Source organism: Amycolatopsis sp. NPDC114505, assembly GCF_055633615.1.
In genome coordinates this window covers 1599563-1614317 of the sequence record NZ_JBVKDV010000001.1, presented here as the reverse complement: position 1 = coordinate 1614317, position 14755 = coordinate 1599563, and the positions used below count along the sequence as shown (strand labels likewise).

17 protein-coding genes are annotated in these 14755 nt (G+C 72.4%); 10 read left to right on the top strand and 7 right to left on the bottom strand.

Annotation, left to right across the window (positions count from 1 at the left end):
• Positions 1–23: 23 nt before the first annotated feature.
• Positions 24–443 (top strand): hypothetical protein, encoded by a 420-nt coding sequence (locus ACZ7OU_RS08150; protein WP_470240466.1) that lies wholly within the window; start codon positions 24–26, stop codon positions 441–443.
• Here the strand turns inward: ACZ7OU_RS08150 and ACZ7OU_RS08145 are convergent.
• Entirely contained in the window at positions 422–1270 is an 849-nt protein-coding gene (locus ACZ7OU_RS08145; RefSeq protein WP_470254610.1) for an aminodeoxychorismate lyase, read from the bottom strand. The genes ACZ7OU_RS08150 and ACZ7OU_RS08145 overlap by 22 nt on opposite strands.
• A 31-nt stretch (positions 1271–1301) precedes the next feature.
• Between ACZ7OU_RS08145 and ygfZ the strand changes: the two genes are divergently transcribed.
• The 3 genes from ygfZ to ACZ7OU_RS08130 are packed head-to-tail and all read left to right on the top strand — an operon-like array spanning position 1302 to position 3977.
• Positions 1302–2432 carry a CAF17-like 4Fe-4S cluster assembly/insertion protein YgfZ gene (ygfZ, locus tag ACZ7OU_RS08140; protein WP_470254609.1) on the top strand — a complete coding sequence of 377 codons (1131 nt, stop codon included), beginning with the start codon at positions 1302–1304 and terminating at the stop codon, positions 2430–2432.
• Between the two features lie 49 nt (positions 2433–2481).
• A complete protein-coding gene (locus ACZ7OU_RS08135) occupies positions 2482–3045 on the top strand; it encodes an RsiG family protein (protein WP_470240463.1) in 564 nt (187 codons plus the stop codon).
• The gene (locus ACZ7OU_RS08130) at positions 3042–3977 is read left to right on the top strand and encodes an asparaginase (protein WP_470254608.1); all 936 of its coding nucleotides are present in this window, start codon (positions 3042–3044) and stop codon (positions 3975–3977) included. The genes ACZ7OU_RS08135 and ACZ7OU_RS08130 overlap by 4 nt, the downstream gene beginning before the upstream one ends.
• On the opposite strand, the gene ACZ7OU_RS08125 is transcribed toward ACZ7OU_RS08130, so the two are convergent.
• Positions 3974–4870 (bottom strand): DUF8083 family protein, encoded by an 897-nt coding sequence (locus ACZ7OU_RS08125; RefSeq protein ID WP_470254607.1) that lies wholly within the window; start codon positions 4868–4870, stop codon positions 3974–3976. The genes ACZ7OU_RS08130 and ACZ7OU_RS08125 overlap by 4 nt on opposite strands.
• Before the next feature lie 207 nt (positions 4871–5077).
• Here ACZ7OU_RS08125 and ACZ7OU_RS08120 point away from each other — a divergent pair, with 207 nt between their 5' ends.
• The 3 genes from ACZ7OU_RS08120 to ACZ7OU_RS08110 all read left to right on the top strand — a co-directional run bounded on the left by ACZ7OU_RS08120 (position 5078) and on the right by ACZ7OU_RS08110 (position 7132).
• Complete coding sequence (locus tag ACZ7OU_RS08120) at positions 5078–5272, top strand: DUF3073 domain-containing protein (protein WP_470240460.1); 195 nt, start codon at positions 5078–5080, stop codon at positions 5270–5272.
• Between the two features lie 109 nt (positions 5273–5381).
• Positions 5382–6236 carry a 3-hydroxybutyryl-CoA dehydrogenase gene (locus tag ACZ7OU_RS08115; RefSeq protein WP_470240459.1) on the top strand — a complete coding sequence of 285 codons (855 nt, stop codon included), beginning with the start codon at positions 5382–5384 and terminating at the stop codon, positions 6234–6236.
• Positions 6237–6295: 59 nt separating this feature from the next.
• The gene (locus tag ACZ7OU_RS08110; RefSeq protein ID WP_470254606.1) at positions 6296–7132 is read left to right on the top strand and encodes an alpha/beta fold hydrolase; all 837 of its coding nucleotides are present in this window, start codon (positions 6296–6298) and stop codon (positions 7130–7132) included.
• Here ACZ7OU_RS08110 and ACZ7OU_RS08105 read toward each other — a convergent pair.
• The 4 genes from ACZ7OU_RS08105 to ACZ7OU_RS08090 form a co-directional block, all read right to left on the bottom strand.
• Positions 7114–7956, bottom strand: coding sequence for an ECF transporter S component family protein (locus tag ACZ7OU_RS08105; RefSeq protein WP_470254605.1), 843 nt, complete (start codon positions 7954–7956; stop codon positions 7114–7116). The genes ACZ7OU_RS08110 and ACZ7OU_RS08105 overlap by 19 nt on opposite strands.
• A 282-nt stretch (positions 7957–8238) precedes the next feature.
• Entirely contained in the window at positions 8239–9837 is a 1599-nt protein-coding gene (locus ACZ7OU_RS08100; RefSeq protein ID WP_470254604.1) for an ABC transporter ATP-binding protein, read from the bottom strand.
• Entirely contained in the window at positions 9834–10895 is a 1062-nt protein-coding gene (locus ACZ7OU_RS08095; RefSeq protein ID WP_470254603.1) for a CbiQ family ECF transporter T component, read from the bottom strand. The genes ACZ7OU_RS08100 and ACZ7OU_RS08095 overlap by 4 nt, the downstream gene beginning before the upstream one ends.
• Positions 10885–11514, bottom strand: coding sequence for a hypothetical protein (locus tag ACZ7OU_RS08090; protein ID WP_470254602.1), 630 nt, complete (start codon positions 11512–11514; stop codon positions 10885–10887). The genes ACZ7OU_RS08095 and ACZ7OU_RS08090 overlap by 11 nt, the downstream gene beginning before the upstream one ends.
• Positions 11515–11580: 66 nt before the next feature.
• Between ACZ7OU_RS08090 and ACZ7OU_RS08085 the strand changes: the two genes are divergently transcribed.
• From ACZ7OU_RS08085 to ACZ7OU_RS08075, 3 genes are all read left to right on the top strand, one after another.
• Positions 11581–12486, top strand: a complete 906-nt coding sequence (locus ACZ7OU_RS08085) for a Gfo/Idh/MocA family protein (RefSeq protein ID WP_470240453.1) — start codon at positions 11581–11583, stop codon at positions 12484–12486.
• 260 nt (positions 12487–12746) lie between these two features.
• Positions 12747–13403, top strand: a complete 657-nt coding sequence (locus tag ACZ7OU_RS08080; RefSeq protein WP_470254601.1) for a VanZ family protein — start codon at positions 12747–12749, stop codon at positions 13401–13403.
• Between the two features lie 179 nt (positions 13404–13582).
• A complete protein-coding gene (locus tag ACZ7OU_RS08075; protein WP_470254600.1) occupies positions 13583–14317 on the top strand; it encodes a GNAT family N-acetyltransferase in 735 nt (244 codons plus the stop codon).
• On the opposite strand, the gene arfB is transcribed toward ACZ7OU_RS08075, so the two are convergent.
• Positions 14314–14745: an alternative ribosome rescue aminoacyl-tRNA hydrolase ArfB gene (arfB, locus tag ACZ7OU_RS08070; protein ID WP_470240450.1), complete on the bottom strand. Its 432-nt coding sequence runs from the start codon at positions 14743–14745 to the stop codon at positions 14314–14316. The two genes, ACZ7OU_RS08075 and arfB, sit on opposite strands and share 4 nt — an antisense overlap.
• Positions 14746–14755: the final 10 nt, after the last annotated feature.

Below are 14755 nucleotides of genomic sequence, written 5' to 3'. Positions count from 1 at the left end.
CGCCGTCACCCGTCCTCATAGGCGTGGAGAAGGTGACGATCAGCGGTGGCACGGGTTTCCTCGACGTGAACACGCGGGAGCGGGCGGAGCTGCCCCAGGCCCTGCGGATCGCACTGGCCACCGGTCAGCTGCGCCGCCCGCTCGCCACCACGCTCGGCCCGGTCCTCGACCTGCTCGTCGACGGCGACTACCGGGTGAGCGGCCCGGAACGGCTGCCCGACGACCAGCTGCTCACCCCCACCGATGTCTGGCCGCCGTCCGACGAAGCCCGCGTCGGCTACTACCGGACCGCCATCCGCACCGGGCACCGCCCGGTCGCGGTCGTGCTGGCCGACGGCGACCGCGACCTGATCATCGACGGGCACCACAAGATCGCCGCCTACCGCGCCGAAGAGGTCGCGCCGGCGATCGTGCGGATCGCTCAGGCGTATTCGCTCTCGTAAGCCGCCACCAGCTCGGCGTACAGCGCCGACGAGTCCGGCAGCCGCTCGCCGTCCAGCGTGTGCACGCGGGTCAGCTTGCGCACGCTCGACGCCATGAAGACGCCGTCGCCCTCGACGAGGTCGCGGACGGTCAGCGGCTCGACCTTGACCGCCCAGCCCGCCTTCTCGGCGCCGCGGAACAGCGCGGCCTGCGTCGTGCCCGGGAGGATGCCGATGGTCGACGGCGGCGTGTAGAGCGTCCGGCCCTTCGCCAGCACCACGGTCGAGGTCGGCCCTTCGAACACCGAGCCGTCGGCGGCGGTGAAAATCACATCTTCGGCGCCACGGCGGCCGGCTTCGCGCACCGCGGCCATGTTCACGGCGTACGACAACGGCTTCGCGCCGAGCAGCAGCCAGGGCGCGCGCTCGGCGAGGTCCGGCGGGAAACCGCGTTCGAGGGTGATCGCGGCGACGCCCTCGGCACGGGCCCGCAAGATCGACGGCGAGACCTCGGAACCGAGCGCGAACCCGGTCGGCACGGCGTCGGGGTCTCCGTCGGAACCCCTGGTGTACACCAGTTTCAGCGCCATTTCGGAGCTGCCGGACCACCGTTCGAGGACCGCTTCGACAACGCGTTCCCACGCGCTCAGGTCGGGCTCGGGCAGGTCGAGCATGGCGGCCGAGCGGGCCAGCCGCTCGAGGTGCGGACGCAGCTCACGGGGCTTGCCGTCGACGACCAGGATCGTCTCGAAGACGCCGTCGCCGCGCTGCAGACCGAGGTCGTCGACCTTGATCTGGGCGACGTCGGGGTCGGCCGGGGTTCCGTCGAGGAGGACGAGCACGCGCATGCGCTCACGGTACTCACCTAGGCTGGGCGGTATGCCGTACCGCTCGCCGCTGCTGGACGTGCCCGGATCGATCCCCCCACCCGACGATCACCCGGAACCCGGAGTCCCCTGGCACTGGGGAGACCCGTTCGCGGAGCAGCGCACGGCCGCGCGCGGCGTGGTCGTGATCGACCGATCGCACCGGGAGATCCTCGCCGTCAGCGGGGAAGAGCGGCTTTCGTGGCTGCACCTGGTGATCTCGCAGCACGTGACCGAGCTGGCCGAGGGAACCGGCACCGAGGCGCTGGTGCTCGACAGCCAGGGCCGCGTCGAGACGCACATGGTGGTCGCGCACGTCGGCGGCACCGTCTACCTCGACACCGACCCGGGCACGAGCGTCACCAGCGCGCTGCCCAAGGGCGGTCCGCAGACGCTGCTCGAGTACCTCGAAGCCATGAAGTTCTGGTCCAAGGTGGACATCCGCGACGCGACGGACGAGTTCGCGCTGCTCACCGTGCTCGGCCCGGACGCCGAGCGCGTGCTGAGCGCGGCCGGCGTCGAGGTCGGGACGGAGCCGTACGCGGTGGCGGCCCTGCCCGGCGGCGGCTTCGCGCGGCGGATGCCGTGGCCCGGCCGGTCGAGCGTCGACCTGGCGGTGCCGCGAGCCGACCTGGCCGCCTGGTGGAAGCGGCTCACCGACGCGGGCGCCCGCGCGGCGGGCAGCTGGGTGTTCGACGCGCTGCGCGTCGAGTCGCTGCGGCCGCGGCTGGGGGTGGACACCGACGAGCGCACGATTCCGCACGAGGTGAACTGGGTCGGCTCGGCCGCGCACGTCGCGAAGGGCTGCTACCGCGGTCAGGAGACGGTGTCGAAGGTCCACAACGTGGGACGCCCGCCGCGCAACCTCCTTCTGCTGCACCTGGACGGTTCGCCCGAGGTGCGCCCGGAGACCGGCGACCCGGTGCTGCTCGACGGCCGGACCGTCGGCCGGGTCGGCACGGTCATCCAGCACCACGAGCTCGGCCCGATCGCGTTGGCGCTGGTCAAGCGGTCCACTCCGGTGGACGCCGAGCTGCTGACCGGCTCGGAGGACAACCTCGTCCAGGCCGCGATCGACCCCGACTCCGTCCCGTCGGAGCAGCCCGCGCCGGGTCGCGCGGCGGCGGCGCGACTTCGTGGCTGAACAAAAGCCCCTGACAGCGAGATCACGCTCAACCGGGATAAACTGCGCTGTGATCGAAGTGCGGCCCGGCGGCAGGCGGCGGATCGACCGCGTGCTCGGCCCGGGGTACCTCAGCGGCCTGGGTGAACTGCCGCTGAAGGTGCTGCGCGAGCGGCGCGACGAAGCCGCGCAGGAAGAGACGGACCTGTCGTACCTGCGCAGGCTGCTGCACGCCCGGATCGACATCGTGCGCGCGGAGCAGTCGCGGCGCAGCTCCGGCGGCGAGTCGAGCATCGTCGACCAGCTCGCCACGATCCTGGCGGACAACGCGCTGGGCCCCGCCGCGGGTTCCGGGCGCCACCAGCAGCTGGAGCCGTCGCGGGCCGGCGAGCACCGCCGGCACGCCGAGGCCCTGATCGGCGACACGGATCTCACCGACGTCGGATCACTGACGGACGAGAAGCTCGCCTCCGCTTTGGACACCTACGCCAGCGAAGAGCTGTCGGTGTCGTCCTTCCGGCGCGAGGTCCAGGGCGTGATGGACACGTTCAACGCGGAGATCGCGCGGCGGTACCAGCAGGGTTCGGCCACTGTGGACGAGCTGCTGGAGAGCGAAGGCGGGCACGGCGAGTGACGAACCCCGTCCTCGCCGAAGTCGTCCGCTCCGGTTTCGTCGAAAGCGTCCACCGTGGCGCGCTCGTGATCACCGGCCCCGAAGGCGACGCGCGCCTGGCCCTCGGCGACGTGACCTCGCCGGTCTTCCCGCGCTCGTCCAACAAGCCGCTGCAGGCCGTCGGGATGCTGCGGGCGGGCCTGGACTTCACCGGCGAAGACCTCGCGCTGGCGTGCGCGTCGCACTCCGGCGAACCCGGGCACGTCAAGCGGGTCATCGAGCTCCTGCAGGACGCCGGGCTGCGCGAAGACGACCTCGCGTGCCCGCCCGACTTCCCGCTGCACGTGCCGAGCATGCGCGACGCCGCCGAGCCGCGGCGCGTGATGATGAACTGTTCGGGCAAGCACACGGCGATGCTGACGACGTGCGTCCGCGCCGGCTGGCCGACGGACGGCTACGAGTCCCCGGACCACCCGCTGCAGCAGGCGATCGCGGCGGCCGTCGCGGACCTGACGGGCGAGCCGATCGCCCACACGGGCATCGACGGCTGCGGCGCGCCCCTGTTCGCGTTCTCGTTGACGGCACTGGCCCGCGCGTTCGGCCGGGTGGCGCTCGCGGCGGACGGGCCGGCCCGGACGGTGGCCTCGGCGATGCGCGAAAACCCGTGGCTGGTGGCGGGCACCGGCCGCGAGGACACGGAGCTGATGTCCACGGTGGACGGTCTGATGTCCAAGGGTGGCGCGGAGGGCGTCCACGCGTTCGCGCTCCCGGACGGGTTCGCGATGGCCCTGAAGATCGACGACGGCAACAAGCGGGCCTGCGCCCCACTGGCGGTCGAGGCGCTGCGCTACCTCGGGGTCGACGTGTCGGCCCTCGGCGAACTGGCCCGCGGCTCGGTGCTGGGCGGCGGGCAGCCGGTGGGCGAAGTGCGCGTGCCCGAGCTGCGCGGCTAGTTCGAGCGTTCGCGGGACGCCAGGTCGCCCCAGAACTCGCGCAGGTCGGAGAACAGCTCGGCCAGCTCCTCGACGTTGCCCGAGCGCAGCGCGTCCAGGATGTCGTGGACCTCGTCCGCGGTGTTGTCGGCCTCCAGGATCGGGTCCGCGAACAGCTGCACGAGCCCGCCGTAGTCGAGCTCGACCACGGAGTCCGGGTGGAAGTTGTCCAGCCACCGCCGAGTCTCGAACAGCACGCGGCCCGGCCCGGAGTCGCCGAACGTCTGCTCCAGCAGCTCACCGGCCTCGCGGGCCCGGTGCTGTGCGTCGGCGAGGGTGGTGCGCCAGGAAACCTCGCGCTTCGGGTCGTCGCGGCCGCCGCCGAGCACCAGCCGGCGCTCGTCCGGGTCGATCAGCACGAACCACGGCAGCGGGACGGTCCAGGTCGTCGACAGCGTGTGCGCCGCCGACGTGCTCAGGTCCGCCATCGCCGACTTCGTCCGCCCGCGGATCGTCTCCTGGGTGAAGCCGCCCTCGTCGAGGACGACGTTCTTCAACGCCGGGTGCGCGTCACCGAGGAAGGTGACCAGCGCGGCCGCCGAGCGGGCCCGCAGCTCCAGCGGGCACACGAACGGCCCGTGCTCGGCCTTGCCCTCCGGCACGTCGCCGGCCGCGAGCACCAGGACGTCGGTCTGCAGGCTCGGTGCGGGACGCCCGTCGGCGAGCTCGGCGGGCAGCAACCGCCGCGGCGCGGCGACCTGTGACTTGAGCCACATGGCCTGCTCGCGCGCGCCCGCGTCCGTCCGCCGGAGCTTGGCTGCCGCGACGGCCGCACGCAGCCGTTCGTCCGGCGGATCGCCCAAGGCGAGCAGGGGCTCGTACACCCGCAAGTAGGCCACGAAGGGACGGAGCACGAGTAGATCGTGGCACGCCTACCAGCGCCGATCGCCACCGACCGGCCGGTAACCGGCGTCCGGCGGACACTGTCACCACCGGCACACCGTGCCACGTCGCATCGAACCCCCCGGACACGGTACGGTGTGAGCAGGAAAGAATTGTCGAGACGATGCGGGGCCGCCGATTCCCCCGGCCGCCCCGCCCCTGTGCGAGGGGGTCGAGCCATGGGGCGCGGCCGGGCTAAGGCCAAGCAGACGAAGGTGGCGCGCGAGCTCAAGTACAGCTCGCACGAGACCGACTTCGATGCTTTGCAGCGCGAGCTGTCGACCGGTTCCTCTAGTGGTCACTACGAGGAGCCCGAGTCCGATAGCGATGATCAAGACCCGTACGACGACGGGTACGGCGAGTACCGTCGTTGAGCACGCGTAACCGCGCGAGGGCATAGCCGGACACAATCCGGCGACCGCCCTCGCGCGCTGCGTGCTGCCCACAAAACGGGGCTGCGAAGGCGATGAAGGAGTTGAGCCGGTGGTAAGTCGGGTTGGAGTCGTCGGGGCGGGCCTCATGGGGTCCGGCATCGCCGAGGTGCACGCCCGGTCCGGAGTGGACGTCCTGGTCACCGAGGTGAACCAGCCGGCGCTCGACGCCGGGAAGGCCCGGATCGAGAAGTCGCTGCAACGCGGCGTCAAGAACGGCAAGCTCTCTTCCGAAGACGCCGAGGCGGCGCTGAGCCGGCTCCGCTTCACGACGGACATCGCCGAGTTCGCCGACCGCGAACTGGTCATCGAGGCGATCCTCGAGCAGGAGCAGGCGAAGGTCGACGTCTTCCGCCAGCTGGACAAGATCGTCGAGGCGGAGGACGCGCTGTTCGCGTCCAACACCTCGTCGATCCCGATCATGAAGCTGGGCATGGCGACGAGCCGGCCGCAGCAGGTGGTCGGCATCCACTTCTTCAACCCCGTGCCGGTGCTGCCGCTGGTCGAGCTGGTCCCCTCGCTGCTGACCAGCGAGGAGACGGCCCGCCGCGCGGAGGAGCACGCGACGACGGCGCTGGGCAAGACCGTCATCCGGTCGCAGGACCGCGCCGGGTTCATCGTGAACTCGCTGCTGGTGCCATACCTGCTCTCGGCGATCCGCATGATCGAGTCGGGCTTCGCGTCGGCCGAGGACATCGACCGCGGCATGGAGCTGGGCACCGCCCACCCGATGGGCCCGCTGCGCCTGTCCGACCTGATCGGACTGGACACGATCAAGGCCATCGCGGACTCGATGTACGCCGAGTTCAAGGAGCCGCTGTACTCGTCGCCGCCGCTGCTGCTGCGCATGGTCGACGCGGGCCTGCTGGGCAAGAAGACCGGCCGGGGCTTCTACTCCTACGGCTGATCGATCTTTCGTCACGCCCGGCCGGCACCTTCGCCGGCCGGGCGTTTTAGTGTCGGGGTATGCCTTCCCCCCACGGTGTGACGACGTTCGTCTTCGCCGCCGGCGCCAACGGCGTCTCGGCCGCGCCCGACGAGCTGGTCCTGCGCGGGCACCGCGGTGTCGGCGTTCCCCAGCCCGGTCAGCAGTACCGGCTCTCCTACCAGGCACCCCAGGACCTCGCGGCGTTCGCGACGGAACCGTCGGCGCTGGCCGGCGTCACGGTCGCCGACCAGGTGGCGGCCACGGTCGAGGTGGTCCGCCGCGCGGCGGCGCACGGCCCGGTCGTGCTGGTCGGCGCCAGCATCGGCGGCGCGATGGTCAGCCTGGTCGCGGACGTGGTGCCGGACCTGATCGACCTCCTCGTCTACGACACGGCGTTCTGCTGCGTCGACCTGGCCACCCCGGACGAGTACATGGCCACCCCGGAGGCGGCGTCGTCCCGGGTCGGCGACCTGCTGGGGTTCGTCGCGGCCGACCCGTCGGTGATCGGCGCGATCCGGTTCAACTGGCGCACCGCGGACCGGGCTCTGCTGACGGCGGCGAAGGAGGCGTTCCTGGCGGAAGGCACGGACGCCGAGTTCTACGCGTTCCTCAACTCGATGGCCCCGGACGACCTCCTCGGCAAGGGCGCGACCCCGGCCCGCGGCGACCGTGCCCGGTGGGGCCGCGTGCCGCGGGTGTACATCCGGCACCTACGCGACCGGATCGTGCCGCTGGAGCTGCAGGACCGCATGATCCGCGAGGCCGACGCGGCCACGCCCGGCAACCGGTTCCGCGTGGCCGACCTCGACACGAGCCACGTCCCGGACGCCGCCCGGTTCGCCGAGCTGGTCGACCTCTACGACACGCTGGCCTGATCGAAGCTCACGGGCGCGTCGAAGGCCGCCCGCCGGGCGGCGCGCCGCAGCACCCCCAGGACGGCCGGCCCGAGCAGGACGATCGCGACGGCATTGGTGATCGCGCGGCCGGTGTCCCAGCCGAGGGTCGACGTCAGGACGGTGAACACGGCGAACCGGTGCAGGTTGTCCGGCAGCGGCGCCCCGGGGACGAACCCGAGTCCGGCGGTGGCACCGGTGCCGGTGCCGGCGAGGAACGGCCACGACCACAGGCTCATGAGCAGCCCGAAGAAGTAGGCCGCGAAGACGCCGTACGCCACGAGCAGCGCGATTTCCGCCTTCCCGCGCGGTTTCCGCGGCAGCAGCCCGGCCCCGAGCCCGATGAGCGACGACGCGAGCATCTGGAACGGCAGCCACGGCCCGACCCCGGCGGTGAGCAGCGCGCTCGTGAACAGCGAAGTCGAGCCGAGCACGAACCCGAAGCCGGGCCCGAACACCCGCCCGGCGAGCACGAGCAGGAAGAAGACGAGCTCGATGCCCCCGGTCCCGGCCCCGAGCGGCCGCAGGCCGGCGTTGACCGCCGAGAGCACCCCGAGGAGAGCGAGAGCCTTGGCATCGATGCCCCCACGGGAGAGTTCGGCGAGGACGACGAGGATCAGCACCGGCAGGGTCGCCATGAAGACGAAGGGAGCATCGGCGGTGTGCGCGGCGGCGGTCGGCGTGGGGTGCGCGAGCAGCGGCCAGCAGAACATGGCGAGGCCGAGGACGGTCGCGGTACCGAGGACCAGGGCGGGTTGCAGGGTGACCCGCACCGCGCGCGGTGGTGAGCCGAGGAAGTCACTCACGACAGGACCTCTGAGAGCGCCCGCGGGACGAGGTCACGCGCCGGGCGGCCTGCTGCGCCGAGGCGCTGGGCATCGCCCGGGCCCAGCTGAACTCCGCCATCGGACGAGCGGGAGCGCCGCACGATGCCGGGGCCCGCCCCTCCGCCTTCCTCCTCGAGCCGCTGGGCATCGCCCGGCCGCGCGAGTCTCTGGCCCGCTGAACTCCGCGCCATCGCGTGCGCCGGGCCGCGCGACCCGCGCGCCTCTCGGCCCCCGCCCGCTCGGCGGCCTGCGCCTTCCTCCTCATGCCAGCGCCTCCGCGACCTCGTCCACCGTGAGCCACCGCTCCGGGGCCAGGATCTTCGCCACCTGCGGGGCGAACGCCGGCGAGGCGACGATCACCTCCTTCGTCGGGCCGTCCGCGACCACCTCTCCCTCGGCCATCACCACCACGCGGTGCGCCACCGTCGCCACGAACTCGACGTCGTGCGTGGCCAGCAGTACCGCGTGGCCCTGCGAGGCCAGCTCTCGCAGGGTTGCCGCGAAGCGCTTCTTCGCGTGGTAGTCCAGGCCGCGGGTGGGCTCGTCGAGCAGCACGACCGGTGGGGCCGACGCCAGCTGGATCGCCAGCACCAACGCCAGTCGCTGCCCTTCGGACAGGTCGCCGGGGTGCGCTTCACCGGCTATCCCGGGGGCGAGGCGGTCCAGCATGGCCCGGGCCGTTCCCGCCGCGACCTCCGATTCGGTGTCGGCCTGTGCGCACTCGGCGTCGACCGAATCGAGGTACAGCAGGTCGGCGGGGGTCTGCGGGACCAGTCCGACACGCTGACGGGCCACTCGTGGCTTGAGCGACGCCGGATCCGCACCACCGACGTCGACCTCTCCCGCCGACCTCGGCCCGCTGCCCTGCACCGCCCAGAGGAGCGACGACTTGCCGGAGCCGTTGCGTCCCATCAGCGCGACCACTTCCCCCGGCCCGACGCGCAGGTCCACCCCGCGCACCGCCAGGACATCGCCGTACCGGACCACCACCCCTCTCACGTCCAGTGCTCGACCGGTCACCGGGAGAGTACGACCCACCACCGACAATTTCGCGAGCCGCGAGCGCAGCGGCCCCGCGACCCGCCGCGCGTCCCGCACCGACAGCGGCAACGGCGACCACCCCGCCAGCCGCCCGAGCTCGGCGATCGGCGGCGCGATCGACGACGTCGCCAGGATCTCCGCGGGCGAACCGGACCGCACCGAACCGTCGCCCGGCAGGTAAAGCACCCGGTCCGCGTACTGCGCCACCCGCTCCATCCGGTGCTCCGCGACGACCACCGTCGTCCCGAGGTCGTGCACCAGGCGGGTGATCGCCGCCAGCACGTCCTCGGCCGCCGTCGGGTCCAGCGCCGACGTCGGCTCGTCGAGCACCACGACGGAAGGATGCGCCGTCAGCACCGAGCCGATCGCGACGCGCTGCTGCTGCCCGCCCGAAAGAGTCCGAAGTGGACGGTTGCGCAGCTCCGCGATCCCCAGCAGGTCAAGGGTTTCCTCGACGCGCTTGCGCATGACGTCCGGCGCCACCGCGAGCTGCTCCATCGCGTACGCCAGCTCCTCCTCGACGGTGTCCGTCACGAACCCCGACAGCGGGTCCTGCCCGACGACGCCGACGACCGAAGCCAGCTCACGCGGCGGGTGGGACGCCGTGTCCAGGCCGCCGACCAGCACCCGCCCGGCCAGCCGCCCGCCGGTGAAGTGCGGGACGAGCCCGTTGATCGCGCTGAGGAACGTCGACTTGCCAGCCCCGGTCGGCCCCGCGACCAGGCACAGCTCACCCTCCTCCACCCGCAGCGAGACGTTCGAAAGCACCGGCCGCGACGCGTCCGGGTAGGTCACCGTGACCCGCGAGAACTCGATCACCGGGTCACCCCCGGCGCGGGAGGCGCCACGAACGCGGGCACCACCGCGATGAGCAGGGACACCACGTGGACCACCGAAACCTCCGGCCACCGCAACGGACTCAACGACGGGTACAGGTTCCCCGGATCGACCTGCGCGGAAAGGAAGAGCGAGACGCACGACCCGATCCCGGCCAGCACGACCAGCGTCTCCGGCCACCGCCACGGGTCCGGCCGGTACGCCGTCCGCCGCACGCGCCGGCCACCGAGGACGAACCCCACGACCGCGACCGCCAGCCCCGCCGCCAGCAGGGGCACGCCGAGCCACGACGACGTCCCGTCGAGCACGCCGTAGACGCCGACGCACACGCCGACCAGCCCGGCCAGGACGCACGAAGCGATCAGCGCCCGCACGCCGGGGCTCAGGTACGCCCGGCGCCCGTAGCCCCGGGAGTCCATCGCGGCCGCGAGCCGCAGCGACCGGTCCATCGCATCCGCCAGCACCGGCACCACGATGCCCTTGACCGCCCGCGGCCCGCGAGTCCGCCCCGCCCGCAGCCGCCGGGCCCGCCGCACGCGCTGCACGCTCTCGACGAGCTGCGGCGCCACCGTCAGGGCCACCGTGACCGCCGTGCCCACCTCGTACAGTGCGCCGGGGACCGCCTTGAGCAGGCGTTTCGGGTTGGCCAGCGCGTTCGCCGCGCCGATGCAGACGACCATCGTCGCCAGCCGCAGGCCGTCATAGAACCCGCCGAGCAGCGCCTCCGCCGACGTCGGCCCGAGCAGGGACAACCCGGCGGTCAGCGGGATCCGCGGCAGCGCGAGGAGCACGTGCCCGCCGTCCTCGCCGCCGACCAGGATCCGGAACAGCACGCGCGACGCGACGATCAGCGCGCCGACGTACGCGTAGAGCCGGAACGCCAGCGCCCACGGCGCATCACTCCGGCGGTTCGCGACGACGAACCCCGCGACGGCGATGATCAGGCCGAGCAGCAGCGGGTTCGTCGTCCGGCTGGCGGCAACGGCCAGCGCGAGCGCCCAGACCCACCAGGCGCCGGGGTGCAGCGCCCTAGCTCGCACGCCGGCGACGCGCGACGACGATCCCGGCGCCGGCGACCACCACGATCACCACGGCCCCGATGACCAGGCCCCACGGGAACGAACTGCCCTGCTCAGCAGGTGCCTGAGCAGGCGTGGCCGCCTGCCGCACGGGGGCCACCTTGGGCGGCGTGGGCAGGTCGTTGGCCGACTTCGGCTTCGCGAACGCCCAGCCTTCGAAGCCGTTCGCGACCGGCTTCGACGTCTGCGCGCCCTCCTGGCTCGACTCCCAGGCGCCACCCGCCGACGCGTGCCAGTAGCTCCAGTACGCCGTCGCCGACGGCATCCCCGCGCACGACTCGACGTCCGGCCCCGGCTTGCCGTCGATCCGGCAGGCCACGGCGAGGCCGTACTTCTGCGAACCGGCGACGTCGACGCCGGCCGCCTGCAGCGCCGCGATGCCGTTCGCCGGCGTGCCGGGGGCGCAGCGGATCAGCGGCTGCGGGCCCAGGTCGCCGAAGTCGACGATCACCGTGACCCCGGCGCCCTCGGCGCAGGACCCGTCGGTGCCGGTCGCCGAGGCCGGCGCGGCCCCGGCGAGGCACGCCCCCAGCAGCAGGGCAGAGGCAGCGGAAAAACGGGCGAAGCGCGCGGCGATCATGCGAGAACCATAACCAGCGGTGGACGTGGTTCCGGCGCGACGAGCGACACACCTAGACTGCGGGCTGTGGGACAGCTCATCGCGGACGGACAGCTGCGCGTCGGCCTGATCGGCGCCGGCCCGTGGGCGACGACGATCCACGCGCCCGGCCTGGCGGATCACCCCGGCACGGCGCTGACGGCGGTCTGGGCCCGGCGGCCCGAGGCCGCGCAAACGCTTGCGGACACGCACTGCGCGGCCACCGCGAGCAGCGTCGAGGAGCTGTTCGAGCAGGTGGACGCGGTCGCGCTGGCCGTTCCGCCGTCGGTACAGGCCGAGCTGGGCGTGCGGGCGGCCGAAGCCGGGAAGCACCTGATCCTGGAGAAGCCGATCGCCGCCGACCTCGCCGGTGCTCAGCGTTTGGCCGACGCTGTCGCCGCGGCCGACGTTGCCGCGCTCGTGGTGCTGACCCTGCGGTACTCGTCGCAGACCCAGGACTGGCTCGCCGGGCTCGCCCAGGCCGGTGGCTGGGCCGGGGGCGGCGCGCGCTGGCTGTCCGGCGCCCTGCTCGGCGGCCAGTACGCGGCCTCGGAGTGGCGTCAGGACGACGGCGGTGCGCTGTTCGACATCGGCCCGCACGCGCTCGACATGCTGGACGCCGCGCTCGGCCCGATCACCGAGGTCGTGGCCGCCCGGCAGAGCCCCGGCGACCTCTGGCACCTGATGCTGGCGCACGAGAACGGCGTGGTCAGCACCGCGACGCTGTCGCTGCGGCTGCCGGTGCAGCCGACCGTCGTCGAGGTCGCCGTCTGGGGACAGCACGGTTACCGGACACTCGGGCGCAAACCGGGCTCCGCGCAGGAGTCCTACACCGCGCTCCTGGACGACTTCGCGGCGATGATCGCCAGCGGCACCACGACGCACCCCTGCGACGTCCGCCGTGGTCTGCACCTGCAGAACCTCCTCGAGCAGGCCCGCGAGCTGGCCGAGTAGTACACAGGCACGCATCGCGGCTTTACGTTGTGAAGTAAGGCTTCCTCACAAACTCCCCGAATTCATCCACAGGGTTGTCCACAACCTCCACTGTGGACGGTGTGCCTCCCGACCGAACCACGGGAACCCTTGTCGCGCCACCGGAAAGATCACCGAATAGTGCGGTCCGCTCGTACTGCCGAGACGATCTTGTGATGCGAAGGTGATCTTGGGAGGGCACGCGCATCGAAGTTTCTTGAGGGGTTCGAGAGAGGAGGCGCATGGAAACCCTGCTGCGCGCCTTCTGGGGGATGATTCCGGTTTCGGCCATCGCGCTGCCGTACGCGCTGCTCGGCTGGCCACTGCTCGCGGCGCGTCGGCGGCGAAGACTGCCGGCCCGCTACGCGACCGCGACGGCCGGCGTCGACAGCGCCGCGTTCCTCGTCGCATTCCTGGTGTTGTGCCTGGTCACGATGCCCGTCGGCACCTCCGGCGAGAGCACGCTCGACCTCGTTCCCGGCGCCGACATCACCGCGGCCTTCAGCGACGACGGGTCACTTTGGCAGGTGATCGGCAACGTCCTGCTGCTGTGTCCGCTCGGCGCGTTGCTGCCCATGCGGATGCGCGGCCTGCGCACTCTGCTGCGGATCGCACTGGCCGCGCTCGTCGCGTCCGTGCTGGTGGAAGGTACGCAATATCTGATCCACACCGGCCGGGTGACCTCGACCGACGACGTCCTGCTCAACACCGCGGGCGCGACGCTCGGCGCGGCACTCAGCCGCCGCGGCTGGCGGGCGCTCGATCCGCCGCCGCCGGTGCCCGTGACCATCCCGGCGCAACGCCGGACGGTCTGCGAGGCCCCGACGCTCAGGATGCGGGTCCCGCGCTCGGTTTGGGACACGCGCTACGCGGCCATCTCGCACCGAGAGCGTCAATAATCCGCTTGCCGGCCGTGCCAAGATGGCCGGGAGAGACCCTTCGAGTCAAGGAATGACCGCCTATGCCTGGCGCCGCCTCCGGCGTCGGCCCCCGCTAGGCCCGACGCCCAGCGTTCCGCCCGCGAGCCCGATCGGGGCCGCGGTTCCTTGACACGCTCTCGAAAGGCTCCAACCCAGCGATGTCCGCTATCCAGAGCTATGTCCGCAAGACGGCACCGCGTGGCCGGGACACCGAGCGGGTCGGCCCCTTCCTGGCCACCTACTCGCCGGGTACGGCCCACCCGATGCTCAACTACGCGATCCCGGACGACGGCGCGAAGCCGACGACGGCCGAGATCGACGCCCTGACCGAGGCGTTCCGGCGGCGGGACCTGCTCCCGCGGCTCGAGTACTTTACCGACGTCGCCCCCGACCTGGAGAACCTGCTGGTCGAGGCGGGGTACGGGCTCGAGCGCCGGGTGCCGCTGATGACCTGCACGGCGGCCGATCGAGTCGACCGGCCGGCTCCGGCGGGGGTCCGGCTGCGGGCCCCGGAGTCCGTCGAAGACTTCCGGCGCATGCGAGGCGCGCAGAACATCGCGTTCGGCGAGGCACCGGAGATCAGCGACGCCGAGGTCGACCGGCTGAAGACCACCGGGCGCCACCTCCTCGCGGAGGAGGACGGCGTGGTCGTCGGCGGCGGGGTCGCGCTCGACATCGTCGACGGCACCACCGAGGTCGCCGGGATCGCCGTGCTCGAGGCGTACCGGGGGCGCGGGATCGCCGTGGCGCTCACCGCGCGACTCACCCGCCACGTCCACGAGGCCGGCGCGCAGACCGCGTTCCTCACCCCGGGCGACCTGGGGATCGGGAACGTCTACGCCCGCGTCGGCTACCGGCCGGCGGGCGAGTGCGTGCACCTGTCCTTGGGCTAGTCGTTCAGACGGCCGGAGCGGCCTCGTTTGACGTCGCTCCGGCGCTTCTTCGACGCCAGGCGGCGCTCCTTCGAACCCCGAGAGGGCTTCGTGGGGCGTCGCTTGGCGGGCGGCGGCGCCGACGCGTCGCGCAGGAGGTTCGCCAGGCGGCCGCGGGCCGCTTCCCGGTTCTGCAGCTGGGAGCGGTGTTCGCTGGCCGCGATCGTCAGGACGCCGTCGACCAGCCGCGAGCCGAGTCCGGCCAGGACCCGGTCGCGCAGGTGCTCGGGGATCGACGGCGACGAAGCGACGTCGAAGGACAGCTCGACGCGCGAGTCGGTGGTGTTCACGCCCTGGCCGCCCGGGCCGGACGAGCGCGAAAAGCGCTCGCTCAACTCGGCTCCCGGGATCGTGAACCGGGAGCCGATCACCACGTCTTCGGCTGCCATGTCACCAGTG

What these genes read in the sequence shown, in the direction of transcription:
- ACZ7OU_RS08080 (WP_470254601.1), top strand. Translation starts at nt 12,747, where the DNA reads ATGGAAACCCTGCTGCGCGCCTTCTGGGGGATGATTCCGGTTTCGGCC.
- ACZ7OU_RS08145 (WP_470254610.1), bottom strand. Translation starts at nt 1,270, where the DNA reads ATGCGCGTGCTCGTCCTCCTCGACGGAACCCCGGCCGACCCCGACGTC.
- ACZ7OU_RS08120 (WP_470240460.1), top strand. Translation starts at nt 5,078, where the DNA reads ATGGGGCGCGGCCGGGCTAAGGCCAAGCAGACGAAGGTGGCGCGCGAG.
- ygfZ (WP_470254609.1), top strand. Translation starts at nt 1,302, where the DNA reads ATGCCGTACCGCTCGCCGCTGCTGGACGTGCCCGGATCGATCCCCCCA.
- ACZ7OU_RS08110 (WP_470254606.1), top strand. Translation starts at nt 6,296, where the DNA reads ATGCCTTCCCCCCACGGTGTGACGACGTTCGTCTTCGCCGCCGGCGCC.
- ACZ7OU_RS08075 (WP_470254600.1), top strand. Translation starts at nt 13,583, where the DNA reads ATGTCCGCTATCCAGAGCTATGTCCGCAAGACGGCACCGCGTGGCCGG.
- ACZ7OU_RS08090 (WP_470254602.1), bottom strand. Translation starts at nt 11,514, where the DNA reads ATGATCGCCGCGCGCTTCGCCCGTTTTTCCGCTGCCTCTGCCCTGCTG.
- arfB (WP_470240450.1), bottom strand. Translation starts at nt 14,745, where the DNA reads ATGGCAGCCGAAGACGTGGTGATCGGCTCCCGGTTCACGATCCCGGGA.